Annotated in this window: 23 protein-coding genes and 1 pseudogene; 18 read left to right on the top strand and 6 right to left on the bottom strand. The window is 38.0% G+C overall.

Translation table 11 applies throughout. From position 1 onward, the window contains the following. Positions 1-570 precede the first annotated feature (570 nt). From IW22_RS21135 to IW22_RS21120, 4 genes are all read left to right on the top strand, one after another. Complete coding sequence (locus IW22_RS21135) at positions 571-1326, top strand: SDR family oxidoreductase (RefSeq protein ID WP_034730849.1); 756 nt, start codon at positions 571-573, stop codon at positions 1324-1326. Between the two features lie 283 nt (positions 1327-1609). Further along, positions 1610-2005: a DoxX family protein gene (locus IW22_RS21130; protein ID WP_034730848.1), complete on the top strand. Its 396-nt coding sequence runs from the start codon at positions 1610-1612 to the stop codon at positions 2003-2005. Between the two features lie 82 nt (positions 2006-2087). Then, positions 2088-3158: a sensor histidine kinase gene (locus tag IW22_RS21125; protein WP_034730847.1), complete on the top strand. Its 1071-nt coding sequence runs from the start codon at positions 2088-2090 to the stop codon at positions 3156-3158. After that, positions 3139-3840 (top strand): LytR/AlgR family response regulator transcription factor, encoded by a 702-nt coding sequence (locus tag IW22_RS21120; protein ID WP_034730846.1) that lies wholly within the window; start codon positions 3139-3141, stop codon positions 3838-3840. Before IW22_RS21125 ends, IW22_RS21120 begins: the two co-directional genes overlap by 20 nt. A gap of 507 nt (positions 3841-4347) precedes the next feature. On the opposite strand, the gene lgt is transcribed toward IW22_RS21120, so the two are convergent. Further along, the gene (lgt, locus tag IW22_RS21115) at positions 4348-5184 is read right to left on the bottom strand and encodes a prolipoprotein diacylglyceryl transferase (RefSeq protein WP_034730845.1); all 837 of its coding nucleotides are present in this window, start codon (positions 5182-5184) and stop codon (positions 4348-4350) included. 257 nt (positions 5185-5441) lie between these two features. Here lgt and IW22_RS21110 point away from each other — a divergent pair, with 257 nt between their 5' ends. Then, complete coding sequence (locus IW22_RS21110) at positions 5442-6371, top strand: NAD-dependent epimerase/dehydratase family protein (RefSeq protein WP_034730843.1); 930 nt, start codon at positions 5442-5444, stop codon at positions 6369-6371. A 124-nt stretch (positions 6372-6495) separates the two neighbouring features. Then, positions 6496-7404 (top strand): helix-turn-helix domain-containing protein, encoded by a 909-nt coding sequence (locus IW22_RS21105; protein WP_034730842.1) that lies wholly within the window; start codon positions 6496-6498, stop codon positions 7402-7404. A 302-nt stretch (positions 7405-7706) separates the two neighbouring features. Here the strand turns inward: IW22_RS21105 and IW22_RS21100 are convergent, their stop codons facing one another. Continuing rightward, the gene (locus tag IW22_RS21100; RefSeq protein ID WP_034730837.1) at positions 7707-7901 is read right to left on the bottom strand and encodes a cold-shock protein; all 195 of its coding nucleotides are present in this window, start codon (positions 7899-7901) and stop codon (positions 7707-7709) included. An 89-nt stretch (positions 7902-7990) separates the two neighbouring features. Continuing rightward, the gene (locus IW22_RS21095) at positions 7991-9112 is read right to left on the bottom strand and encodes a DEAD/DEAH box helicase (protein WP_034730834.1); all 1122 of its coding nucleotides are present in this window, start codon (positions 9110-9112) and stop codon (positions 7991-7993) included. A 524-nt stretch (positions 9113-9636) separates the two neighbouring features. Here IW22_RS21095 and IW22_RS21090 point away from each other — a divergent pair. Then, complete coding sequence (locus IW22_RS21090; protein WP_034730972.1) at positions 9637-10584, top strand: beta-1,6-N-acetylglucosaminyltransferase; 948 nt, start codon at positions 9637-9639, stop codon at positions 10582-10584. 456 nt (positions 10585-11040) lie between these two features. On the opposite strand, the gene IW22_RS21085 is transcribed toward IW22_RS21090, so the two are convergent. Together IW22_RS21085 and IW22_RS21080 are read right to left on the bottom strand one after the other, a co-directional pair. Next, a complete protein-coding gene (locus IW22_RS21085) occupies positions 11041-11868 on the bottom strand; it encodes an anti-sigma factor domain-containing protein (RefSeq protein WP_034730826.1) in 828 nt (275 codons plus the stop codon). 1 nt (position 11869) lies between these two features. Further along, positions 11870-12490: an RNA polymerase sigma factor gene (locus IW22_RS21080; protein ID WP_228384085.1), complete on the bottom strand. Its 621-nt coding sequence runs from the start codon at positions 12488-12490 to the stop codon at positions 11870-11872. Between the two features lie 38 nt (positions 12491-12528). On the opposite strand from IW22_RS21080, the gene msrB reads away from it, so the two are divergent. The 4 genes from msrB (at position 12529) to IW22_RS21060 (ending at position 15378) form a co-directional block, all read left to right on the top strand. Further along, on the top strand, positions 12529-13050 hold the full coding sequence (msrB, locus tag IW22_RS21075) for a peptide-methionine (R)-S-oxide reductase MsrB (RefSeq protein ID WP_034730819.1): 522 nt from the start codon (positions 12529-12531) through the stop codon (positions 13048-13050). A 115-nt stretch (positions 13051-13165) separates the two neighbouring features. Next, positions 13166-13735 carry a fasciclin domain-containing protein gene (locus tag IW22_RS21070; protein ID WP_034730815.1) on the top strand — a complete coding sequence of 190 codons (570 nt, stop codon included), beginning with the start codon at positions 13166-13168 and terminating at the stop codon, positions 13733-13735. Between the two features lie 85 nt (positions 13736-13820). After that, a complete protein-coding gene (locus tag IW22_RS21065; protein WP_034730812.1) occupies positions 13821-14534 on the top strand; it encodes a ferritin-like domain-containing protein in 714 nt (237 codons plus the stop codon). Positions 14535-14559: 25 nt separating this feature from the next. Continuing rightward, positions 14560-15378, top strand: a complete 819-nt coding sequence (locus IW22_RS21060; RefSeq protein WP_034730808.1) for a ferritin-like domain-containing protein — start codon at positions 14560-14562, stop codon at positions 15376-15378. A gap of 314 nt (positions 15379-15692) precedes the next feature. Here the strand turns inward: IW22_RS21060 and IW22_RS21055 are convergent, their stop codons facing one another. Next, the gene (locus tag IW22_RS21055; protein ID WP_034730807.1) at positions 15693-16700 is read right to left on the bottom strand and encodes a LacI family DNA-binding transcriptional regulator; all 1008 of its coding nucleotides are present in this window, start codon (positions 16698-16700) and stop codon (positions 15693-15695) included. Between the two features lie 163 nt (positions 16701-16863). On the opposite strand from IW22_RS21055, the gene IW22_RS21050 reads away from it, so the two are divergent. The 7 genes and pseudogenes from IW22_RS21050 to IW22_RS21020 all read left to right on the top strand — a co-directional run. Continuing rightward, complete coding sequence (locus IW22_RS21050; protein WP_034730806.1) at positions 16864-18300, top strand: mannitol dehydrogenase family protein; 1437 nt, start codon at positions 16864-16866, stop codon at positions 18298-18300. Positions 18301-18306: 6 nt separating this feature from the next. After that, on the top strand, positions 18307-19653 hold the full coding sequence (locus IW22_RS21045; RefSeq protein ID WP_034730805.1) for an MFS transporter: 1347 nt from the start codon (positions 18307-18309) through the stop codon (positions 19651-19653). Between the two features lie 25 nt (positions 19654-19678). Next, positions 19679-20413, top strand: coding sequence for a hypothetical protein (locus IW22_RS21040; RefSeq protein ID WP_034730801.1), 735 nt, complete (start codon positions 19679-19681; stop codon positions 20411-20413). A 492-nt stretch (positions 20414-20905) separates the two neighbouring features. Continuing rightward, positions 20906-21829 carry a carbohydrate kinase family protein gene (locus tag IW22_RS21035; protein WP_034730797.1) on the top strand — a complete coding sequence of 308 codons (924 nt, stop codon included), beginning with the start codon at positions 20906-20908 and terminating at the stop codon, positions 21827-21829. 235 nt (positions 21830-22064) lie between these two features. Then, positions 22065-22371: pseudogene (locus IW22_RS24670) on the top strand (peptidase domain-containing ABC transporter); the annotation flags it as partial. A gap of 515 nt (positions 22372-22886) precedes the next feature. After that, positions 22887-23069 carry a transcription termination/antitermination NusG family protein gene (locus tag IW22_RS24835; RefSeq protein ID WP_034730795.1) on the top strand — a complete coding sequence of 61 codons (183 nt, stop codon included), beginning with the start codon at positions 22887-22889 and terminating at the stop codon, positions 23067-23069. A gap of 249 nt (positions 23070-23318) precedes the next feature. Further along, a partial coding sequence (locus IW22_RS21020) for a non-ribosomal peptide synthetase (RefSeq protein ID WP_117616598.1) occupies positions 23319-25150 on the top strand: 1832 nt, incomplete at its 3' end.

The following is a 25150-nucleotide window of genomic DNA, read 5'->3' as shown; positions in this document are numbered from 1 at the left end:
AATATACGACAATTAACTGAATAAACCTATTTTAAATCATTGATTATCAAAAATGTATTTTGGCTCCCATAATAGGATATCATTCATTTCATCCTATTATATATAGAATAAAAGTTCGTTTGTATGAGAATTGATACGGTTAATAGTTTGAGACGCAGATATTGCTATTGTATCGGTGATTTTTAATAACTTCTTCGTTCAAAGTTTAGATTAAAATAAAAAAATCCTCAGCAAGCCGAGGATTATGGAAAATAATATATTATAAAAATGAAGTGGTGTATAATACGCTTAACAGAGCTGCAAATGCTGTGCCTAAAAATCACTTATTTTTGATTTCTATTGAAAAAATGTTGAATTTCAGGGCTTTTGAAGAGTGTATCCTGTTGGTACGTAATGTGATATATCCTTAGCGTGGTATCTTAAAAAAAATAATGTTTTTTTTAAATTAATTCGCTTTTTATCATGACTTACGTACGAAATTCTGAATTTATTACAGCTTCCGAAAGATTCACCATGATGAATTGAATGCTATTGTCCATCTTTGTTTGACAACATTTTAAAAAAAATACAATGTCAACACAAGATGTCAAAGGAAAAGTCGTATTAATTGCCGGAGGTGGCAAAAATTTAGGAGGGCTGCTGAGCAGAGGTTTTGCAGCAAAGGGTGCAAAACTGGCCATTCATTATAACAGTGAAAGCTCCAGAGCAGACAGTGAAAAGACACTGGCAGAGGTTCAGGCCCTTGGAGCAGAAGCTTTTTTGTTTCAGGGAGACCTTACAAAAGTAGACAATATAACAAAGCTTTTTGATGAAGCTGTTTCAAAATTCGGAGGAATTGACATCGCGATCAATACCGTAGGAATGGTGTTGAAAAAGCCTTTTGCAGAAACAACGGAAGAGGAGTATGATACTATGTTCAACGTCAATTCAAAATCAGCGTATTTCTTTCTTCAGGAAGCGGGTAAAAAACTGAATGACAACGGTAAAATCTGTACCATTGTTACTTCTCTGTTAGCAGCTTACACAGGTTTATATTCTACGTATGCTGGCGCAAAAGCTCCGGTAGAACATTTTACAAGAGCAGCTTCTAAAGAATTTGGAGAAAGAGGAATTTCTGTGACGGCAGTAGCGCCAGGGCCTATGGATACGCCTTTCTTTTACGGACAGGAATCTGAGGATGCGGTAGCGTATCACAAATCTGCCTCTGCATTGGGAGGACTTACTGATATTAAAGATATCGCTCCACTGGTAGAGTTTCTGGTAACACAGGGCTGGTGGATCACAGGACAGACGATCTTCGCAAACGGGGGGTATACAACAAGATAATTAAGTTGGGAAGCTGGAAGCAGGGAGACGGAAGTTATAAAGCCACTATTATAAATGTGAGGCCTGCTAATAACTTTCTCTTTCCTCTTCTTACTTCCTTTCTTTAATAATCATTTTTACAGAAGTAGAATTTCATCAAGCTATGAACAAAGACTATTATAAATAAACAGTCCTCCAGTAACTTCCATCCTCCCTCTTCCGGCTTCCTTTCCTTCATATACACTTTTAAGCCGTTGATACGCAGTGATTCCCATTCTTTTCCGTGATTTTTTAACTTGGATTCATGAAAAAGAACTTCTATATCCGTTCCGCTTTGTCGGTTATTCTATTGATGCACAGCGTAGTTTCTATTTTTAGTGGTGATGTCAATGATTTTGGACGTCTTTATCTGGATGCTATAGGGTTCAGCCCTTTCGGGATTTATCTGGCCTGGGCCGTTAAACTCATTCATCTTTTTTCTGTATTTCTGATCTGGTCAGACCGGTGTGTAAGAGTAGTGTCCATTCTTAATATGTTTATTTTAACCTTAGGAATTTATTTTTTGCACTGGCAGAATGGCTGGTATGTGGTAGGCGGAGGAGCTAACGGAATAGAGTTCAATGTACTTTTGATATGTTGCTTTTTACAGCTGTTTTTTACAGATTATCATTCTGAAAAAATGCACAAACGCAGTTCGTAGACCGTTGCTTCGGGTTAACCCGGACATATTTTTATTTTCCGTGGAAAGATGGTATTTTGCATAGTAAAACCCGCTACGCCTGATGCCTGACAGAAAATCAAAATTATATGTCCATCTGCTCTTTTGGATCCTGTATTATATGCTGGAAGTTTATCTGGACTTTTACTGGTCGAGATATCAGTTTCCTGATGCAGAATGGCAGACCAGACTTCAGAATACCATTCTTTTGGAACTGGGCTATCTTATGATTAAAATGCCGCTGGCGTATGCGTTGCTGTATGTGTATGAGAAAACGGGAATTAAGAAATTCCTCAGTTATATCCTCTATAGTGTTATTATCGTTGCTGCTGTTCTGGTTCACCGGTTTTTCACCCATTATATTATCTATCCCCAAATTTATGGGGTAGCAGAAACGTTGGATGGAAAGCAGAAGTCCGGATTTATCAACGGATTGGTGGTGTTCAATTCTTTTATGGACCTGATTTTCATGGCGGGTCTGATCTTTGGAGTAGAAATTACACGTCAGAAAAACCTTCTGAAAGAGCAGATTTCCCTCTTAAAATCAGAAAAGCTGGACCAGGAACTGACCATGCTGAAAGCCCAGATCAATCCTCATTTTCTGTTCAATACCCTTAATAATATCTATGGAATGGCCCTTAAAAAAGCAGATGAAACACCTGATGTGATCCTGCAGCTTTCCAAGGTGATGCGGTATAATATTTACGAAGCAGCCGAACGCTATATTTCGATTGATAAAGACCTAGAAAATATCAAAGATTTTCTCCAGATTCAGCAAATCCGGCATCATGATCTGGTGATCCGTTTTAATGAAGAGATCGATCATCCTTCCCAGGAAATTTCACCGCTTATTTTGATCCAGTTTGTAGAAAATGCTTTTAAACATGGGGTTTCTGAAACTTTGGGTGAAAGTTTTATTCATATTGATATTCAGCTTAAAAATGGAGTGCTTCATTACCATATTGAAAATTCAAAAGAAGAAAAACCTCACGGAAATTCCACAAAAATAGGACTGAAAAATATTCGCAGACAACTTGAATTACTTTATCCAAAGCATATTCTTACCGTTGAAAGCACCCAGGACCGTTATATCGTAACCTTAATTATTGATCTTAATGACACCTCCCGTTTCTAAAAAATACAACTGCATCATCGTAGAAGATGAACCTATAGCCGCAGAGATCCTGGAAAATTTTGTTTCAAGGGATGAAGAGTTTCATTTGGTGGCTAAATGTTCCGACGCTGTTTATGCCGGAAGCCTTTTAAACAGACATGAAATTGATCTCATGTTTCTGGATCTGCATCTTCCGGTGGTCAAAGGTTTTGATTTCCTTAAAAAACTGAAAAATCCACCTCTAGTCATTGTAACGACTGCTTATCATCAGTATGCTGTAGAAGGATATGAGCTTGATATTGTAGATTATCTGATGAAACCCATTCCATATGACAGATTTATAAAGGCTGTTGAAAAGTTTAAATACCTTATGAATGCTGAAGAAGCGCTTCTGGAAGCCGCAGACCGTGAGCATATTTTCATCAGCAGCGGAAAAAAACAGATTAAGATCATCCTTCACGATATCTTTTTTATTGAAAGCTTGCGCGAATACATTCATATCCACACCAAAACAGGAACGATTACCGTTAAAATGCCAATCAGCAGGATAGAGGAAAGCCTGGATCCGAAAATGTTCATCAGAATTCATAAATCTTACATTATCTCCAGATCCAAAATTGAAGTACGCTCTGCAAGTATGATACAGGTGAACGGTAAAAAACTTCCGATCGGTAGAACGTATAAGCCTTCTATAGAGTTTTAGGTAAAGGTAAAGGCTGAGAAATGTGAATGGTCAATTTTGCTTCGCAAGTGAATGGTGAATTTAAATTTTGAATTAAAAAGGCACAATGAAAAACCTCAATCACGAAACCCGCACTTCGCATCTCGAAACCAAAACCCGTATCTCTAAAACACTAAAACACTAAAACACTAAAACACTCCGACTCTCAAACTCTCAAACTCTCAAACACTCAAACTCAACCAGTAATAGACTTCAATCCTTATTTGATAGCTGTTTCTTTTATTCCTGCCTTGTTTTGTGCAATTTTGAAGTGTTAAACAAATCAAACGGACTCCACAGGATTGATTAAAGATTTGAAGAAGAAAACGACCGATTGCAATAATTAGAATATATATGTGGATGTAAGTATTCTCACTGAAGAATGCGGATTGGCTTAATGACCTTAAGCCAATTTTTTTATGGATCATAGCTAAAAAACATCTCCGGAATCCATGGATTCCGGAGATGTTTAAGTATATGTCTTTAAGATTAAGAAACTTTTATTTCTCTTTTATCACGAACACTTTTAATAATAAAGAACAGGCCCAGAAACAGGAAAGGGATACTTAAAATCTGTCCCATATTCAGGCTCATTCCTCTTTCAAAATCCACCTGATCTACTTTTATAAATTCTACGAAGAATCTAACAATAAAGATAAGCAGGGTAGTGATGCCGAAGTAAAAGCCTTTTCCCACTTTAAAGATATTTTTCGTGTAAATAAAATACACAACAAGGAAGATCGTAAGGTAAGAAATCGCCTCATACAGCTGCGCAGGATGTCTCGGGATATTGTCTACATGTCTGAATATAAATGCCCAGGGAACATCAGAAGGTGTTCCTATAATCTCAGAATTCATCAGATTTCCAAGCCTGATAAATGCTCCGGCTAAAGGAGTTGCAATAGCGATGACATCCAGAACAGTCATGAACTTGATCGAGAATTTTCTGGCATAAACCAGAAGCATAATGATCAGCCCGATTCCGCCACCATGGCTTGCCAGTCCGGCATATCCTGAAAAATGATACGCTCCGTCAGCTCCTTGTTGGATCGGAAGAAAAATTTCGATCGGATGTTGGGAATAATAATCGAAATCGTAAAACAGGCAGTGTCCTAATCTGGCACCCACTAAAATTCCTATAAATGCATAAGAGAAAAGGGCTTCATGAGCCGGCTGGCTTAGATTTTCTTTTTTATAGATGGTTTTTAAGATCGTGTAGCATAAAACGAGCCCGGCAAGAAATAACATCCCGTAATATTTCAGAGGAAACCCGCCGATATTGAAAATTTCGGGACTTACATCCCAGTTAACGTATAATAAATTCATTGATGATAATTGTAGAATTACTTTTTCGGGGACAAATATAGCAGGATATAGCCGTTTTTAAGGAACGGAAGTCAAACTTTAGGATATTTTGGGGGAATATATCATGTTTTGCGGCAAGAAAGACATAAATTTTTAATGTGAATTTAAGCAGAGATTCTGTTACAACTTATCTCAATTAAGATACAGTTTCATGAGGTGGATTGCGGAACTTTGTCATAGCAAAATCTTCCTGAAACAACTGGAAATAACAAAAAATTATGCAAACAATATTAGGAGCCAACGGACAGATTGGAGAAGAATTAGCAAGAGAACTGAAACGAAATTATACATCAGATATCAGAATCGTGAGCAGAAAACCCGTTAAAGTGAATGATACGGATACTCTGTTTGCGGCAGACCTTTCAAAGCGGGAAGAAGCTATCGAAGCCGTAAAAGGAAGTGAAATTGCCTATTTTACACTAGGAATGCCAATGAATACGGATTTATGGGAGAAACAGTTTGCAGTGATATTGAGAAATGTAATCGATGCCTGTAAAATCAGCGGGACAAAACTGGTGTTTTTTGATAATACGTATATGTACCCTCAGGACAGCAGGGTTTTGACAGAGCAAACTCCTTTTGCACCTGTAGGAAAAAAGGGTAGAGTAAGACAGCAGATGGCTGAAATGCTTCTGAAAGAAATGGAAACCGGACAAATAGAAGCCGTCATTTGCCGTGCTCCCGAATTTTATGGCCCCGGAAAAACGCAGAGTATTACCAATACTTTGGTTTTTAATAATATCAAGGAGGACAAAAAACTGAAAGTTCCATTAAAAGACAACACTCTAAGAAGCCTGATCTGGACACCGGATGCCAGCAGAGCAACAGCACTGATAGGAAATACACCGGACGCATTCGGGCAGACGTGGCATCTTCCGGTAGATGAAAATAAGCTTACCTATAAGCAATTTATAGCCTTAGCTTCACAGGTTTATGGAAGAGAATTAAAATATGCTGTCATTCCGAAGTTTGTATTTAAAATTGGTGCTGTTTTTAACGAAAATATGAAAGAACTTCAGGAACTCCTTCCAAGATATGGGTATGACAATTTATTTGATGACTCAAAATTCAGACAACGATTCCCGGATTTTAAAGTGACTTCTTACAGACAGGGAATAGAACAGATAAAAGAAGAACAGAAAAAATAGTAATTTTAAAGAAGGAAGATGGAAGAAGAAAGGAATCAAATTTAAAAGTAGGAATTGAAAAAAACGCCTACAGTAACTTCCCTCTTCCAGCTCCCATCTTCCTTACTCATTAATTGAAAACCTCATGAAAACACCGGAAAAAATATCTTCTATCAGCTTGTTGCATCGGTATTTGAAACTTAAAAAACCTTCCCATCCACTGATCAGTGTTTTTGATTTTGCAGATGTTTGTGTAGATCCTGCTACTCTGTTGAGTGCTGTAACGACGGATTTTTATGTTGTGGCGCTTAAAAAAGACTGTGCAGGAAAATTTAAATACGGACAGCAGTATTATGATTTTGATAATGGAATTATGTATTTCACGGCACCGCAGCAGGTTATGCAGTTTGAAGATATATTGCTTTCCGAAGTGGAAGGCAGTGTTCTCGCGGTTCATCCTGATTTTTTGCAGGGCTATCCTTTAGCCGGAGAGATCAAAAATTATGGATATTTTTCATATTCCAGCAATGAAGCCCTTCACCTTTCCGAAAGAGAGGAGAAGTCTGTGATGGATATTATTGACAATATCCGAAAAGAAACGGAGAATAATATAGACTCCTTCACCCAGGATCTTTTGGTGTCCAATATAGATCTTTTGCTGAAATACTGCGACCGCTTTTACAGCCGCCAGTTCCTGACCCGGAAAAAAGTGAATAATGACCTTCTGACCCGGCTTGAGAATCTGCTTGATCATTATTTTAAAAGTGATCAGTTGATTATTAACGGAATTCCCACTGTTCAGTTCATGGCGACCGAACTTGGGGTAAGTCCTAATTATCTGAGTGACATGCTTCGGATTCAGACCGGTCAGAGTACACAGCAGCATATTCAGAACAGGCTGATTGAAAAGGCTAAGGAATTGTTATCTACCACCTCATTATCGGTTTCTGAGATCGCTTATCAACTTGGTTTTGAGCATCCTCAGTCTTTTCACAGATTGTTTAAAAACAGGATGTCTGTCTCACCTCTGGAATTCAGGGATTCTTTTAATTAATCTGAGTTTGAGTTGGAGAGTTTGAGCGTCGGAGAGTTTTAGGGTTTGAGAGTAAGAAAGTTGCTGGGTGAGGGTTGCTGGTTCGGAACCCAAAACATATCTAACATCTAGCATCTTGGCTCTCAACTCCAGTATTCACCATTCACTTGCGAAGCAAAATTCACCATTGACATTTGAAAGTCTGAAATCTAAAAATGTCTAAAACAAAAAACCTCTCACATCAAGTAAGAGGTTTTGAACGGACATCGAATGAAAAGTATCGCTACTGATCAGCCAATGTTCGCCTAAACGTTATATTCAAACTATGCTAACTTTACGTTAACTGCATTTAAACCTTTATCGCTTTTTTGTACTTCGAAAACTACTTTATCGTTTTCACGGATAGATCTTGTGTCTAATCCTGAAGAGTGTACAAAAATGTCTTTGCTCCCGTCTGCTGGAGAAATGAATCCGAAACCTTTTGCTTCGTTGAAAAATTTTACTGTGCCTTCTTGCATTGTAATTGTATTAAAAATTGTTGTATTAATTATTTTGTGGACCTTTTCTGAAACGTCTCAGAAATGTCCGGGTATTATATTATTGTGATTTAGTGTATATATTGGAGTTTTCCTACAGGCATGATAAATCCTATCAGCTTTTGGATATTCGTTAAGTCAGAACGTTCTCCTTCGTCACAGAAAGAAACCGCTGTTCCTTTTCCTGTTCTCCCTGCCCTTTTGATTCTGTGAATATAGGTTTCAGGGACATCGGGAAGTTCGTAATTGACTACATAAGGAAGTTCCTCAATATCAATCCCTCTGGCTGCAATATCAGTAGCTACCAGAACACGGATCTTACTGTTTTTGAAATCTTCCACGGCCTGCTGTCTTGCGATCTGGGATTTATTCCCATGAATAGCGGCTGCAAAAATTCCTGTACGTTCCAATTGTTTAACCAGTTTGTCTGCGCCCTGCTTAGTGCGGGTAAAAACCAGTGAACGTAAAATGGATACATCCTGCAGAATATTGATCAACAAATCTGTTTTCTTGGTCTTTTCAACAAAGTAAACGGACTGATTAATGGCCTGAACCGGTGATGAAACCGAATCTACCGTAATTTCTGCCGGGTTATTCAGCATACTGTCCCCAAATTTGCGGACATCCGATGGCATCGTAGCGGAAAAAAATAAGGTCTGTCTTTTTTGAGAGATGAGCTTAAGGATCTTTTTCACATCGTCTGCAAATCCCATATCAAGCATTCTGTCTGCTTCATCCAGAACCAGTATTTCGATTTTGGAAAGATCGATATGTCTCTGGCTTACCAGATTTAACAGTCTTTCGGGAGTTGCAATAAGGATATCCACTCTTTTTCTCAGAGCGGCCAGCTGGCTTCCTGATAAAACGCCTCCAAAGATGGAAAGCTGGGATAAGGGTAAATATTTGCTGTATACTTTAAAACTTTCTTCCAGTTGCAGGACCAGTTCCCGGGTTGGAGTTAATATTAAAGTACGTATTTCTTTATGATCGGGGGTATTTCTTTTTAACAGCTGCAGAATAGGCATGGCAAATGCCGCAGTTTTTCCTGAACCGGTTTGAGCATATCCTATAACATCCCTTCCCGCTAAAATGTGTGGAACAGCCATGTACTGTATCTCTGTGGGCTTGGAATATCCGGCTTCTGTAACGGCGCGGACTATAGGATTTATTAAATTTAAATTTTTAAAACTCATTGTAATCTACCGGACATCCGGTTCTGAGTGGCCAAATCGGTTAAGATCTGAATTGTTGTCTTGTTTAAAAATAATGGCTATCCAACGGATAAGCATTATCTTTATTTATTATTTTACTTTGCATTAACTTTGACAATAAATTCATTTTTGGGAATATATTTGCTGAGCTTTGCAATATCGTATCGTTCTCATTCTTAAAGCAGGATTTGATGAATCCGTACTGTTCTGAATTTTATAACTACTTTTTTTTAACCTGAAAACCAAGGAAGCAGTATTAAAAATTATTTCAAAAAATAAGTTTTAATTGGGCAGCTGAAAAAGCAAAACTGAAAGAGAAAAATGAAGATTTTAAACTATTACAGAATAGCAAAAGGCAGAGGCCTGTTCTTATAAATGCTTTGCAAAACTACAATAAAGAAACTGAATAATAATTAGTTTAAATAATTGATTATCAAAAATTTATTCGTAGCTTCCGCACGTTAACTGAATTGTTTGCACCCGCGGATGATTTTAAATCCGTAGCTATGCAGACTTCCGTTCCTACACCCAGCCCCCGGCCTCAAGTTCTGGAATCTCACTCAGACCAGCATGTGAGAATTGCCTACTTTATTATGGTTCATCATAAGCCGGAAGTTTTCAAAGCCATGTTTCAGAAGATTTATACGAGGGATCAGTTTTACCTGATTCATATCGACCGGAAGGCTAAGGAAGAGATCACCGATGAGATTCAGATGTACCTTGTTCAGTTCCCTAACGTCTATATTCTGGAGAGTATCAACATCGTTTCCGGCGGATTCAGTATGATTCAGGCCGAGCTTGATGCCATGGAGTTTCTGCTTAATGTAAGCCAGGAATGGGACTATTTCGTTAATCTGAGCGGTGAAGACTATCCTTTAAAATCGCAGAATATCATCAGGAGATTCCTTACCGCGAACAAAGGAAGAAATTATCTTTTCTATTATGATCAGAAGTTTTACCGTCCGGATACCCTGCAGAGGATTCAGAATCATTTCACGGAACTTTCCTATAAGATCTCATCTCTTATGTACAAAAGAGAATTTATGAAAGGAGTGACGCCTTATATTGGAGGGAAATGGGTGATTTTCACCAGAGATACCTGCGCTTTTCTCGCCAATAATAAAAGGGTGATGAATTTTGAGGATTATTACCTTCATACATTTCTCCCGGCAGAATCATTTTTTCAGACCGTTCTGATGAATACCTCGTTCAACGATCTTATTGTGAATGATGACAAAAGAGCTGTCATTGAAAAATCGATATTTGGAAAGAAACAGACCTCAAATGAACTCATTGTCTATTTGAAAGCCACGAATCATCTTTTTATCAGAAAAATCAATGATAAAACGGAAGAAGAAGTGCTGAAGTACATCTCAGAAAGCTATGATTTTCCTTTGCCGAACGTCAATGAAGTGGAAAGAGAGCTGAAAATAGACAGAAGACAGGATAATTAATACTGTATGTACTTAAAATATTCCCCGATTTCCTTGCCGATGGCTTTAAACAAAACCTCCTGCTATTAACAAGAGGCTAATGAACATATAAACTGTTCCAACTTAAATGTTCTTTAATCGTACATCAAGACCTTGAAATATCGTTATTTGAAATAATTTCATTAAAATCCCCATGACGGGGATAGTAGAAATATAAAGTATTGTGTTTTTTTATAAGTCCTATTTCTGTATTAAATGTAGGGGATTCAAAATGAATACTATCACAAAAAATCATTTATTTTCAATGGCTTATGGCTTTAAAGTGTCGTAGAACAGAATGCAGATGATTCTTTCTAAAGACAGAATTCCCGGGCACTGATAAATAAACAAGTGATTATTTCAATCCATGAGCAATCCAGGCTACTGTTTAAAGTAACGAGTTTATGAGTTGTCAATGAAAAGTGGGTAAAGTAGTTATTAGATTCCGCCCATCACATACATATTCTCCATGGTAGGAACTGCGCTGCCACCCTCTTTTTCAAGGGTAATAGCGAATGCTTGGGCCTTCGGAATATTCGCGAGCGCTATTTTGCTGTCTTTCTCTTCGGTATACATTCCTGCACTTACAGGTTTGCCATCCGCGATCGCCCACAGCTGATACTGCATTCCTTCAGGAGCTTTCGGAAGACTTTCGGCGTTGAGATAGACTTGTTTCGTCTTTTTGTCCCAGAAAACCATGGCTTTGGAGTCCGTATGCTTTTCTACGCCTTTCAGCATAACCATCTGCATATCAGGATTGGAAACCATATCCATTTTCTGATTCATTTTTTGCATAGCGAGATCCTGAGTTTTTTTCTCGGTCTGCATTTTAGCTATTTCTGATCTTGTTTCAGACTGGCTGTTCATCCAGAAAAGATTTCCTGCCGCACTGACCAGAAATAGGACTGAAGCGGCCACTGCATATGTTTTCCAGCTACTTTTACTCTGAGGTTGAATGTCCTGTTGAGGCGCAATATTCTCTTGAGGTCTCACAGTTGGAATATCTCTAATAACCGCAGGCTGTACTTCTTCCGTAGTCTGTTCCTGCTGGATCTTATTCCATATCTTAGATTTTAAATCGGCTGGCGGTGCCACGGCCTGGCTTGTCGCCAAATCTTCCAAAGTTTGCTGCGCTTCTTCAAAAGCCGCTTTTACTTCAGCATTGTTTTTCATCACACACTCCAAAATGCCTGCCTCCTCAGGAGAAGCAAGACCTAGAATATAAGATTCTATAATTCCGGATGATATGTATTCTTTAGTGTTCAATTTATTGATAATCTTTTAACAAATCCTTTAATTTCATCAGCGCGTTCCGCATTTTGGTTTTCACCGTTCCAAGGGGTATCTTCAGCTTTTCCGATATCTCGTTCTGAGTATAACCCTGGTAGTATGCCAGGTCGATAAGTTCTTGTTTATCAACCTCCAGACCTTTCAGTACATTATTAAATCCAATAAAATCGGATGAATTGTTAGACGTTGAAAGTTCTGCAGAATTATATACGAAATCTGGAAGCGGTTGGTTTTTTAGTTCGTTTTGGAAACCTTTTGATTTTAAATAATCTATCGCCGTATTTCGGGCAATATTGATCATCCAGGTGTAGAATTTGCCTTTTGAAGAATCATACTGATGGATGGCATTCCAGATCTTGACGAAAACATCCTGAATAATCTCTTCAGTGTATTCTTTAGACTGGACGATTCGGAGAACCACCCCATACAGTGCTCCTGCATAGTGGTCGTACAAATAGTGAAAGCCGGACTCGTTTTTTTCCTTAAGTAAAACGATAAGCTCTTCTTCCGAATAGGTTGTTTTAATAGCGTATGATTTTCCTTCCAAATGTAATAAAATAAAAGATATAATAAACAACATCCGAAAAAACTTTTGCATCGTAAATGATTTTAAGTAATCGTTTAAAATTATCGAATATGAAAAGTCTCATCGTAAAAACAGCCCTCGTCTTCTTTTTGGCAGTCACCGCAGAAAGAAGTTTTGCCCAGTCTGGTAATTTTAAAACAAAGAATCCTTACTACTCGCGTACAGTAACCACTCCTTTGAAAGTGAGCAATACGGAATGGAAGAAGATCCTGAAGCCGGAACTGTATCAGGTGGCCAGAGAAGGGGCTACAGAAACGGCCTTCACCGGAAAATATTATGAATTCGATGAGAAAGGAACCTATTTCTGTGCAGTATGTGGAAATCCTCTGTTTTTTTCCACTTCAAAATTTGCGACAACCTGCGGTTGGCCTTCCTTTTATGAGCCGCTTCGTAAAAACAGTGTGGTCTACAGAAAAGATACTTCCCATAACATGACAAGAACTGAGGTATTGTGCGGAAGATGTGATTCCCACCTCGGACATATTTTCGATGACGGCCCGAATCCTACCGGTAAAAGATTTTGTATGAATTCTGTCTGCCTCGATTTTGTCCCGGATTCTAAAAAGAAATAAAGGATTTTGAAATTTTTAATAAAAAATCAATTTTTTTAAATCCAAAACAAAAACCACCTCGTAAATGATTCTAAGAACACAACTTAAATAGATATTAACTTAAAAAATCAACAAAATGAACACAAGCTCAAAAATCGCAGTTTTAGGAATGGTCGCTTTATCATTCGCTTTCAGCGGGAAGGTAACTGCACAAACGATGAAAGAAAAAACAGTAATGGTAGGCGGTGCGCCGATGTATCCATCTAAAAATATCATTGAAAATGCTGTAAACTCTAAAGATCACAAGACTTTGGTAGCAGCAGTAAAAGCGGCAGGTCTGGTAGAGACATTGCAGGGAGCGGGACCTTTCACGGTATTAGCTCCTACAGATGCAGCCTTCGCTAAACTTCCGAAAGGAACGGTGGAAACTCTGGTAAAACCGGAAAACAAAGAAATGCTTACCAAAATCTTAACATATCATGTGCTTGCAGGGAAATACAGTGCTAAAGACATCTGGGCAGCTGTGAAAGCCGGAAACGGTAAAAGTATGATGAAAACAGTAGAAGGTGAAGGATTGACTTTCTGGACAAAAGGAAAAGACCTTTATGTACAGGATGCAAAAGGAAATAGTGCAAAAGTGACGATCGCTGATGTAAATCAGTCAAACGGTGTGATCCACGTGATTGATACGGTGTTGATGCCGTAATGTTTTAGTTTTCAAACAGCATAATTTATTATGCTGTTTTTTTCTCCTCTTTTGAGAATTTAATAACACTCAAACCTATAATATTATGAAAAAAACTATTAATGTTTCTAACCAGGGAGCTACTCTGGATACAGGCAGAAGAAACTTTTTAAAACTGGGCGGTATAGGACTGGCTATGGCAGGACTTACACTGATCGGTTGTGATGATGACAATGATTTCGGAATGACAGACAACGGGCAGGTTTTCGACCTGGGTACCGGAGATGTCGGCGTTCTGAATTACGCCTATGCACTGGAACAGCTGGAAGCTGATTTCTATACCAAAGTAGTTAACAATTTCTACTCCGGAATTTCAAGCGTTGAAAAAGACCTTTTTACAGATCTTTATCACCATGAAGTGATTCACCGCGATTTCTTTAAAGCGGCTATCAGTGGGGTAACTGCGAATGTTTTACCTACGCTTCAGTTCCAGTACGCTAATGTGAATTTTAACGACAGAAATTCTGTTCTGGCCACAGCAAAAGCTTTGGAAGATACAGGAGTGGCAGCATACAACGGTGCAGGAAAATATATTACCAACCCGGCGTATCTGGTGATTGCCGGAAAGATCGTTTCTGTAGAGGCAAGACATGCTTCCGCGATCAGGAATATTATTAATCCAGGATCTGCGGATTTCTCAGGTGATGATGTGATTGATGCCAATGGACTTGACCTTGCCAAAGAACCTAAAGATATCGTCATGGCGGCAGGAGGATTTATAAAAACTCCTTTCACATGGAAAGAAAGAGGAATCAGCTAATTATTCATTTTCAAAATCTACTATTATGAACATTCTTAAATTACTAGATAAGCTTTCTAACGATAAATTTTTTACCACAGAAGCTACAAGATTAGAAACAATTACCAATATGTCAACATTTGGTAAAAAGGCAGCAGTAGCCGCCATTCCATTGGGATTGGGAGCATTAGTGTCTACTCCTGCCAAAGCGGAAACTACAGATCAGTCAACATCCGCGACTTTTTTCAAAAGTGCCTTGACGGATGCCTTACAGCTGGCATTGGTCTTGGAATATCTTGAAAATGAATATTATGCCATAGGTCTTGCAGCGGCCGGATTGATCCCCAATTCAGACCGACCTGTTTTTATGCAGATTTCAAAACATGAATCAGCACATGTAGGTTTTCTTAAAAGTACCCTGACTTCTCTTGGAGAAGCTCCAAAACCAAAACCTACTTTTGATTTTACGGCTGGCGGAAATTTCACGCCTTTCACAGATTATAACCAATTTCTGGTTTTAGCTCAGGCTTTTGAAGACACCGGAGTCCGTGCATATAAAGGACAGGCTGGAAATGTAATGTCTAATAAAGCTGTATTGCAGGCAGCACTTCAGATCCATTCCGTGGAGGCAAGACATGCTTCACAGGTGAGAAGAATGCGTGCCAATAAAGGCTGGATAGAACTGGCCAACGGAGGAAATATGCCTGCTGCCACAAACGCTGTGTACGCAGGAGAAGATAACACAAATCAGGCGGGATTCAATACAGCCACAGCCTTCGGAGCGGCGGCGGGATCTGCAGCTTATGATGAAGTTCTTACAACAAGCGAGGCGCAGACTATTGCAGGTCTGTTCATTGTGGTCTGAAACAATTTTTATTATTTAGGTGAGAGTCCTATCCTTAGAAAATATCTGGGGATGGGATTTTTTTTTGGTTTAAATCTGTCAAAACGAAACCGGAAGCAAAAGATTTTCAAAACTCTCGCCACTGATGAGTGAAATTCTGATTCAATCTTAACTTTGGAGCAAAATAAATAATAAATATAATCAAACCTTATAGGTTTTTAAAACCTATAAGGTTTCGCTACCTAAAATAATAAAATGCTCTTCGAAACAGCATCTTATTAACGATGTCACACTGAGCGAAGTCGAAGTGTGAGATATCACAACTGTAAATGCTTTTACAAAGTCGAAGCCCTGTACACCAAAACCGCATCCATTAAAACCGTCCTGCTTGGTGTTGAGTTGTCTTTTATTTTCTCAAGCATCAGTTCCGCAGCGGTTTCTCCCATTTTCACTAAAGGCTGCTGAACGCTGGTCAGCTGCGGATAAACAATTGTAGATAATTCGGTTCCCGAAAAACTGGCTACTGCTACATCACTGGGAATTTTAATATTGTTTTCAAGGAGAAAATTCATTGCTCCTATCGCCAAAGTATCGCTGAATGCAAAAATACTGTCAAATTCTGTCTTTTTATGGAGCAACTGTTTCACCGCTGCGTTCCCGTAATCAAAGCTCATTCCTTCCGTGCTAATGATCAGATCTTCATCGAAAATATTGTATTTGGTCATAATGCGCTTATACCCGTTGGCTCTTTCCACAGCGTTCCGGATGGTTTGCGGTCCCATGATGTGAGCTATTCTTTTTCTTCCGGTCTTAATCAGGTATTCTATCATCAGGGAGGAATTGATGTAATCATCTACGACCACTTTTGATACGTCTAAAGATTTGCTGGGAATTCTGTCAAAAAAGACCAAAGGCGTTCCCTGATTTATGATTTGATGGTACAGATCATTATTATAGGTCTCATGGCACAAATTAATGATGATCCCGTCTACATTGAATCCTTCCAGAAGCTGCAGGTTTTTTCTTTCAATAAGCGGATTTTCATCAGATTGAGTAATGACAAGCCTGTAACCGAGAGGGTACAGTACATTCTGAATTCCTTCAAGAACCTTTGCGGAAAATGGAGTAATCATCTCCGGAACCACCACGCCTATCGTTTTGGATTGCCCGGATTTTAAATTCAAAGCCGTAAGATTGGGTTTATATCCCAATTGATCCGCAGCATCGAGTACCCGTTTTCTGGTTTCATAGCTTACATTTTTATCATTAAGGAGCGCCCGGGAGATGGTAGACGTCGATAATGACAAAAATTTTGAAAGATCTTTAATGGTTGTACGTTTCATCAGCCCATGTTTTTTGCTAAAATTAATAAAAAAATAAGCAATTGGGAACGTTCCCTGAGTTTCGGGAACGTTCCCAGTGTAAATTTTATAAAAAAAACGAAAGATGAACTGATTGTTAATATAGTTTTAACACAATGACTAACGTATTAATAATCCTTTGCATATGAATACCATTTCTTATCATTATGATGCCGAAAAAATCACCACAGGAATTCTGCACATAGGTGTCGGAAATTTCCACCGGGCGCATCAGCAGTTTTATACCAATGCCATACTGGAATCTGAAGATCAGAAGCAGTGGGGAATCTGTGGAGTCTGTCTGCTCCCTTCCGACGAAAATATAGTTCGTAGTTTAAGAGCTCAGAATCTTGAATATTCCCTCACCGTCTGCGGAAGAAACGGAACCGATGAGGTGTATAAAATAGGATCATTGCGTGAACTCATCTGGGGCGTTGAAGATCCGGAAGCCGTAATCAACAAAATTGCCGATCCTTCTATCAGAATAATTACATTAACCATCACTGAAGGCGGATACAATCTGGATAAAGAAACAGGAGCATTTATTTTGAACGGTGAAAAAATCCAGCATGATGTAAAAAATCCTGCAACTCCTTCAACCATCTTCGGATTTGTTACTGAAGGGCTTCGTCGCAGAAAACTGAATAATAGCGGAGGTATTACCATTCTTTCATGTGATAATCTTCAGCACAATGGAAATACAGCCAAAAGAGCGTTTACAGCATTTGTAGAAGCTCAGGATAAAGAACTGGCGGAGTGGATGAAAACTCATGTTTCATTTCCAAACAGCATGGTAGATCGCATTACGCCTGCCGTATCTCCTGAAGATGTGGAAAGGCTGAACCAAAAAAGTGGAATTGAAGATCTGGCCCCTGTTTATTGCGAAGATTTTATACAATGGGTGATTGAAGATAACTTTATTGCAGGAAGACCTGCGTGGGAAAGAGCCGGGGTAGAATTCACCGATGATGTGACTGCTTTTGAAAATATGAAACTGAGCCTGCTCAATGCATCACACACTTTATTGTCTTATCCTTCTTTTCTGATGGGCTACCGAAAGGTGGATCAGGCCATGGAAGATCAGGATGTGGTAAGATTTGTCCGCAACTTTATGCATACGGATATTACGCCTTTAGTTCCCGCTCCTAAAAACACAGATCTTGAAGACTATAAAAAAACACTGATCGAAAGATTTGCCAACCACAGCGTCAGCGATCAGGTGAGCAGACTGTGTTTCGATGGGATTTCAAAATTTCCGGTGTATATCATTCCTAATCTGATTATTATGATTAAAGCAGGCATGGATCTTACCCGAGTTGCTTTTCTTACCGCTTCCTATAGACATTATCTCAAATACAGAACAGACGACCACGGACACTCTTATGAAATAGGAGAGCCTTGGCTGAATGCTGAAGATCAGAAGCTGATTGATGATGAAGATGTTCTTGCTTTCCTTGAACTATCTGCTTTTAAAGGTGCTGATTTAAAAGGTTCAGTCAAATTTGTTGAACTGTATACGGAGTTTGCCAACCAGATTAAAAACAAAGGAACCGGTCCGGTTTTAAAATCAATCATAAAATAATTGACCATGATTATAAATTCTGATATCCAGCCTTCAGGATCAAAGGCGAATAACCCGATCCTGCCATTCGTTATTATCACATTCATCTACTTTATCGTAGGGTTTCTGACCACTGTCAATGAACAGTTGCAGGCTCCTTTGAAATTCACATTTCTGAGCCAGGCCGGAGGGCTTAAAAATACGTTCACCACGCTGATCTCTTTTTTCTTTTTTCTGGGCTATCTACTGAATGGAACTTTAGGAAGTAAATGGGTGAATGCTTTCGGATACAAAAACACAATTCTCCGCGGACTTTTCTTTATGATCTCAGGATTGTTTATGTACCTGTGTTCATCATGGTTCGGGTATCAATATCCGGATATGAAATTCAGTATCAAAGATGCGGTGATTCCTTTCGGTTTTGTGATTTTTGTGATCGGGTCTTACTTAATGGGAACTGCAGCGGCTGTTATTCAGGTAGTTGTGAATCCCTACGCAGCTTCCTATGAATTAAAAGGAACTCAGCCGGTACAGCGCTTAAATATTTTAACGGCTATTAATTCAATAGGAACTACGTCTGCACCGTTTTTCGTTACGGTAATCATGTTCAGCGGAATTTCAATTGAAAAAATAGAGATCAAGCAATTGCTGTTGCCACTTGCAATACTTATTCTGTGCATCCTGATTATTATCGTGATCACGAAAAGACTTCATCTTCCTGATATTGCCCATACCAGAGCGGTAGCAGGAGAAAAACTGGAAAGAAGCATCTGGTCTTTCAGACATTTTGTACTCGGTGTTCTTGCGATTTTCTTTTACGTAGGAACTGAAGTGGCCATCGGAGCAAATATCAATTTATATGCTTTTGAACTGATGGATTCCGGACATCCGATCACTTTTTTTGGAAAGACAGATATTATCATCGGCGGGATGGATCTCGGAATTCATGCTTTATTATCAACATTATATTGGGGAGGATTTCTTGTAGGCAGAGCGGTATCAAGCTTTTTGAGCAATATTTCAGCCAGAACACAGCTGGCAGTGACGACGGTTTTAGCAACAATACTTGCCCTGGTTTCAATGATTACACAGAATCTGTGGTTTCTCGTAGCGATCGGTCTTCTGCATTCTTCCATGTGGAGCTGCATTTATTCCCTGTCTATAAAAGGGTTGAATAAATATACTTCAAAAGCGTCAGGAATTTTTATTTCTGCGGTATTTGGAGGAGCTGTTTTTACCCTTGTACAGGGAGGTCTGGCGGATATTTTAGGCTCATGGAGATGGACGTGGTCCCTTACGGTGATCTGCGAATTATTAATGCTGGCTTATGCGCTGTTCGGATCCCGTGTCCGCGAGAAAGATCTTATTATCTAACTGATTTTCATAAAAAAAACACAATATGCTTAAATATAATCTGTTACTCTTTTTCTCGGCAGTCATAGGAAATATATCATTGAACGCACAGGAGCTGCATTCTGCCTTGCAGCTTAGGAACAGTCACTTGTGGAGAGGGCTTGAAGTATCTGCAGGAGCTATTTATACCGGGGATGTACATCTGGATTTTAAAAATTTCTACGGAGGTTTTTGGGCAGGGGGTAATTTCGATGGTTCCTACAAGGAATTTAATCATTATGTAGGATATAAAAACAAAAAACTCGTTTTGGAGTTATGGGATATTTATAATTTCTCTCCCGGTGCCACCTATAACAATAAGGAGTATTTTAATTATTCTGCCCGCGAGACCGGTCGTTTCTGGGATTTCAGATCCTATTACACCATGAGTGAGCAGTTTCCCTTGGTGCTCAGCTGGAATACGGTTGTTTTTGGGAGAGACCGGAACAGCATTAATACAGAAAATAAATATTCAACTTTCGTTTCGGGAGAATATCCTGTGTACAAAAAAGAAAGTCTGGAAGTAAGGGGAAGGGTAGGCTATAGTTTCGCGCTGAACAACAGCAACGGAGAGAAGAACAATTTCTTTGCAAAAGATGCAGGATTCAATGAGATAAGCCTTATCCTTTCAAAGAGTTTTACCATTGAAGGTTATAAAATTCCCGTTGGAATATGGGCGATGTGGAATCCTGTGAATAACAATGCGTTTCTTCAGTTCTCAGTTCAGGCGTATTCATTTTAATAGTAAAGATTTTGAGGGAGTTATGAGTTTTGAATGATGAGTTATGATTTTTAGGGGTAGTTTTGTTGCTGGTTGCTGGTTTATGAGTTGCTGGTTGGCAGTAATTAAGATGGGGAATTATCGTCTGAAATCTTAATTCCGGCGTTAAGCATTCACGGTTGAGAGCGTTGAAATATGACGGACTTTGAATTATGGATGTTGAATTATGAATTTTCTCCGTCATCAATTGACCATTCACTTGCGAAGCAAAATTCACCATTGACATTTTTACTCCCAGTTGAAAGTCTGATGTCTGAAATCTGAAATCTAATATCTAAAAATGTTTTATCCCGAACTCAGGTCAATACATATAAACAGATAAGAAAGTGAAATTTTCATTAAAAAAAACATGATTCACAACCCATTTTGTTTATCCGAATAGAATTTTTAGTAATTTACTGATAGATAACGGAACATAAGGATCCGTATGTCTGAAATACAATTTAATTAATCATGCAAGAAAAAAAATATAAAGCAGTCTGCTTTGGAGAGGTTCTTTGGGATATTTTTCCGGGTGAACAGAGAAGGATTGGCGGAGCACCGTTCAATGTGGCGTATCATCTTTTTAAAATGGGCCTTGATGTAGAAATGATAAGCAGTGTTGGCGATGATGAGCTTGGTCATGAGCTGCTGCAGAAAATTAAAAACTGGCAGATTCCTACGGATCATATTCAGGTTACAGAAGAACATCCTACGAGTACAGTGATTGCTTCAGTAGATGAAAACAATGATGCTCATTACGATATTGTAGAAAATGTAGCCTGGGATTTTATTGAGCCGACTCAGGAAAATCAAAAAGTTCTCAGTACAGCTGATGCATTGGTTTTCGGAACACTGGCTGCCCGAAATGAAAAGTCGAAAAGCACTTTGTTTCAGCTGCTGGAAGTGAGTTCTTATAATGTTTTTGATATCAATTTGAGAGAACCTTATTATGACATCAGGATTATTAATGAGTTACTGCACAAGACACATTTAGCCAAATTTAATAAAGCTGAACTCCGTATGGTCCTTGATTTTTTCAAGAAAGAATATAAGGATGAAAAAGACAGCATCAGATACCTGCAGGATCAATTTGAAATCCGGGAAATCATTGTATCTAAAGGAAGTAAAGGTGCGCTTTATGCCCAAGAAGACCATTTTTATCTCTACCCAACCATTCCTGTTGAGGTTAAAGATACCGTGGGTAGTGGGGATTCATTTTTAGCCGGATTTTTATCAAAAAGACTGCAAAAGGAAGCTTCTGCCCATGAAATCATGGCTCAGGCTGTGTCATTAGGGGCTTTCATTACCTCACAGGAAGGAGCGTGTCCGGAGTATACACAGGAAGATTTCTTTAAGTTTAAAGGGAAACATGAATTGTCTGCTTTGAGTTTTTAAAGGTACGGGATGCGGGTTTCGGGTATGAGAGTCGGAGAGTTTGAGAGTTTGAGAGTTTAGGGATGAAAAGTTCGTGTTTCGGGGTATAAAGATAGTCTGCAGCAGCCACACGCAAAATCATTGATGCGCTAGTAACCGTTAAGGATTCATGGAGCAGTTCAGTTGATTTTCTATATTATTTTTGCGGTATTCTTCAATGCCGGCTTTCTTTAGAAAATATCCTCTTTTCTGTTTGAAATCAGAATGGGAGCAGATACAGCAGAAACTCCTTAAAATCAACATCTGTATTTTGAAACTGGACCAGGTTCAGCTCTTCGGTTTTGAATTCATCAATCAACTGAAAAATATCATCGTTACCTTCCTCGCTGCTTCATTTGTGGAACAGGGAAGTATGACTTTGTGAGCTTTACTGAGCGTTTCCTGATATTATCGGACAGATGAATTATCCGGTGAATCAACTGATCTCTTTTTTCCGCTCTTTACAGGATGCAAAACTGAGTGTAGTCAGATTAAATGAAGTACAGAATCATTCTGAAGGAGAACACCTGAGCACATTTCGCTGATGAGCTGGAGTTGGGAAATTAACCCCTATTTATTTTTAAAATTATATCACATTCTATAGAAAGGCTTCTGAAAATTTATAATTTCAGAGGCCTTTTATGTTAGTTTAAGTAACGATTAAAATTTCGTTAATTTTTAACTTTTTTTGAAATTATTTTAACAGATTTAAGGGGGTAAATCTTTGTATTTATCATAATGTAGTGAATATTTTAAAATTTATTTGTAATATTTACTTTTTAATTACTTTTGTATTTTATTGACAATCAGTTGTTTGTTTGTTTTGTGGAATGGTTTTTACTTAATGTTAACAATAATTTTTTTTACTAAATATCATTTCGGAGTGATTTTTTTTTTACTTTAGCAAAAAAACTAAGGACTAAAAACACAATCGAAATTCTCAACATTTCCAGTAATTTTTTTCTTTTTTTTTAATTATAATTTTTTTCGCCTTGATGTGATTTAAGAGGCGAAGCTATAAATAACCGTTTTGAAAGATATGATTTTTACTAAAGAGTGGTATGCCTATACCCAATCTCGTTTTGAAAAGAAAGTTACTAATAAGCTTATTGAAATTAAGTTCGAAGTCTGTCTTCCTGTTAGTAAAATGATCACTCAATGGACCGCACGAAAAAAGAAGTCGGAGAGTCTTTATGCAATTCATATGTTTTTGTTTATTTAAAAGCTATCAAAGATTACTTAAATGCATGAAAAAGAAATTGTTACAGTAGAAATATTTCTTTATCAATATTCTGAAGTGGAACTTAAATGCTTGATGAACTTAATGTGGGAGAAAGGAAATAATAACTTCGGGACCATTTGAATCTTACCAATGTGACATCTTGAACATTATTAATAAGCAAAAAATTGGGTAAGAACACATTTCTTACAACAACGTCTAATTGCTGAAACCCCCTTATCATTCAATCTAATGTTAAATACATCATCTTTATCTAATATTTTTTGGCTAAACAGGACAAAAAATAAGGAAACTATTATTTCATCAGACGAAAAATTAAAGCATTTAAAAAAAGAGATATCGAAACAGGAGTTAGGAGGTTATCTGAAAATTTCAAAAGCCGGTTCATTATCTAAACTGAGTATTGTTTCATCAGTTTTTTCCTTTCTTATTGATAGGTATTTTGATGACTCTCAGAGTAGTATCAGAATTTGTCCTTCTGATTCAATTGATCTGGAAAACAGTGTGTTATTGGATGTTACAGATGAAAAAAATATAACATTTAAGGATTTACTGAAATTGACGGCGAATGATATTAAAGAAATTATTTTTCATTCCCAATATGATGCGCCGGATCTTGATTTGAGTGGATTCTCTCAATATTCTATTCAATTCGGTCGGGAGGCTGAATCTCCAAAAGAGAATCTTTGCCTTGTTTATAATGAATCAGAAGAAAATGTTGACTTAACTATCAGCTATAAAGCATTCTATCCCGATTATGTCATTGAAAGCATGATGAAAAATTTGATCATTATTCTTTCTGATTATGACACATTATTGGATAGTAATCTTATGGATTACCCTCTGGTAGATTCTCAGACAGCCAAAGATATTCTTACTCATTTTAATGTAAAAGCTGAGTATTCTTCAGATAAAACAATTTTGGATTTATTTGAATCACAGGTAGAAAATACGCCATCAGCCATAGCTGTTACCTATGAAGGTGTAATATTGAGTTATGAAGATTTAAATAATGAAGCCAACAGGCTTGCCCATTATCTTAGAACTGAATGCGATATTCTTGCCGGTGATTTGGTCTGTGTTCAGCTACCCCGCAGTGAGAAAATGCTTATATCAATCTTTGGGATTTTAAAGTCCGGTGGTGCCTATGTTCCTATTGATGTAGATTATCCTCAGGAAAGAATAGATTTTATTCTGAACGATACCCGGGCTAAAGTCAATATCGATGAGGCTTTCTTATCAGAATTTGAAATTGTAAAACATAGTTATTCTATACAAAATCCTTATTCTGTCGTACAATCAGATGATTTAGCCTATGTGATTTATACATCAGGAACGACAGGAAATCCAAAAGGGGTAATGATTGAACATCAGGGTTTGTTTCATTCTACTATAAACAGAATCAGTTTCTATTCGATTGAAAGTATGTTATTGGTTCCATCTTTTTCTTTTGATTCTTCAGTAGCTGTTATTTTTGGAATTTTATGCAGCGGAGGAAGGCTGTTCGTTGAAAAAAATATGAATATAAAAGATGTGGAGTATATTTCGCATCAGATTATAAAATATAACATACAGGGATTATTGTGTGTACCGAATTACTATTCGGGTTTACTTTCTTATTTTCAGGATGTTAAAGATGGAGGAAATCCGCTGCAACATATCATTGTTGCCGGAGAAGAACTGAGTAAAAACTTAGTCCTAAATCATCTAAAATACAGCAGTGCAGCATTATATAATGAATATGGACCCACGGAATGTACTGTCTGGTCATCTGTTTCTATTGTAGATAATACGAATGTAAATATCGGCAAGCCCATCTCCAATACAGAGATCTACATTTTAGATTCAAATAAACATTTAGTTCCTATCGGCGTAAGCGGTGAACTTTATATCGCAGGTTCCGGTTTGGCTCGAGGTTATTTAAACAGAGAAGACCTTACTGCTGAGAAGTTTGTAGCCAATCCTTTTGTGGAAGGCACCAAAATGTACCGCACGGGAGATCTTGGAAAATGGCTTCCCGATGGCAATATCGAGTATTTGGGAAGAATCGACCACCAGGTGAA

The organism is Chryseobacterium sp. JM1, from assembly GCF_000737715.1.
GTDB lineage: Bacteria > Bacteroidota > Bacteroidia > Flavobacteriales > Weeksellaceae > Chryseobacterium.
The sequence above is the reverse complement of the archived record's forward strand: the minus strand, read 5'-3'. Positions and strand labels throughout refer to the sequence as shown.

Excerpts from the sequence above, each read along its gene's own strand:
- IW22_RS21100 (WP_034730837.1), bottom strand. The coding sequence starts at position 7,901 with ATGCAAGAAGGCACAGTAAAATTTTTCAACGAAGCAAAAGGTTTCGGA.
- IW22_RS21110 (WP_034730843.1), top strand. The coding sequence starts at position 5,442 with ATGCAAACAATATTAGGAGCCAACGGACAGATTGGAGAAGAATTAGCA.
- IW22_RS21055 (WP_034730807.1), bottom strand. The coding sequence starts at position 16,700 with ATGAAACGTACAACCATTAAAGATCTTTCAAAATTTTTGTCATTATCG.
- IW22_RS21105 (WP_034730842.1), top strand. The coding sequence starts at position 6,496 with ATGAAAACACCGGAAAAAATATCTTCTATCAGCTTGTTGCATCGGTAT.
- IW22_RS21035 (WP_034730797.1), top strand. The coding sequence starts at position 20,906 with ATGCAAGAAAAAAAATATAAAGCAGTCTGCTTTGGAGAGGTTCTTTGG.
- IW22_RS21130 (WP_034730848.1), top strand. The coding sequence starts at position 1,610 with ATGAAAAAGAACTTCTATATCCGTTCCGCTTTGTCGGTTATTCTATTG.
- IW22_RS21135 (WP_034730849.1), top strand. The coding sequence starts at position 571 with ATGTCAACACAAGATGTCAAAGGAAAAGTCGTATTAATTGCCGGAGGT.
- IW22_RS21125 (WP_034730847.1), top strand. The coding sequence starts at position 2,088 with ATGCCTGACAGAAAATCAAAATTATATGTCCATCTGCTCTTTTGGATC.
- IW22_RS21050 (WP_034730806.1), top strand. The coding sequence starts at position 16,864 with ATGAATACCATTTCTTATCATTATGATGCCGAAAAAATCACCACAGGA.
- IW22_RS24835 (WP_034730795.1), top strand. The coding sequence starts at position 22,887 with ATGATTTTTACTAAAGAGTGGTATGCCTATACCCAATCTCGTTTTGAA.
- IW22_RS21070 (WP_034730815.1), top strand. The coding sequence starts at position 13,166 with ATGAACACAAGCTCAAAAATCGCAGTTTTAGGAATGGTCGCTTTATCA.
- lgt (WP_034730845.1), bottom strand. The coding sequence starts at position 5,184 with ATGAATTTATTATACGTTAACTGGGATGTAAGTCCCGAAATTTTCAAT.
- IW22_RS21060 (WP_034730808.1), top strand. The coding sequence starts at position 14,560 with ATGAACATTCTTAAATTACTAGATAAGCTTTCTAACGATAAATTTTTT.
- msrB (WP_034730819.1), top strand. The coding sequence starts at position 12,529 with ATGAAAAGTCTCATCGTAAAAACAGCCCTCGTCTTCTTTTTGGCAGTC.
- IW22_RS21080 (WP_228384085.1), bottom strand. The coding sequence starts at position 12,490 with ATGCAAAAGTTTTTTCGGATGTTGTTTATTATATCTTTTATTTTATTA.
- IW22_RS21065 (WP_034730812.1), top strand. The coding sequence starts at position 13,821 with ATGAAAAAAACTATTAATGTTTCTAACCAGGGAGCTACTCTGGATACA.
- IW22_RS21120 (WP_034730846.1), top strand. The coding sequence starts at position 3,139 with ATGACACCTCCCGTTTCTAAAAAATACAACTGCATCATCGTAGAAGAT.
- IW22_RS21095 (WP_034730834.1), bottom strand. The coding sequence starts at position 9,112 with ATGAGTTTTAAAAATTTAAATTTAATAAATCCTATAGTCCGCGCCGTT.
- IW22_RS21040 (WP_034730801.1), top strand. The coding sequence starts at position 19,679 with ATGCTTAAATATAATCTGTTACTCTTTTTCTCGGCAGTCATAGGAAAT.
- IW22_RS21090 (WP_034730972.1), top strand. The coding sequence starts at position 9,637 with ATGCAGACTTCCGTTCCTACACCCAGCCCCCGGCCTCAAGTTCTGGAA.
- IW22_RS21045 (WP_034730805.1), top strand. The coding sequence starts at position 18,307 with ATGATTATAAATTCTGATATCCAGCCTTCAGGATCAAAGGCGAATAAC.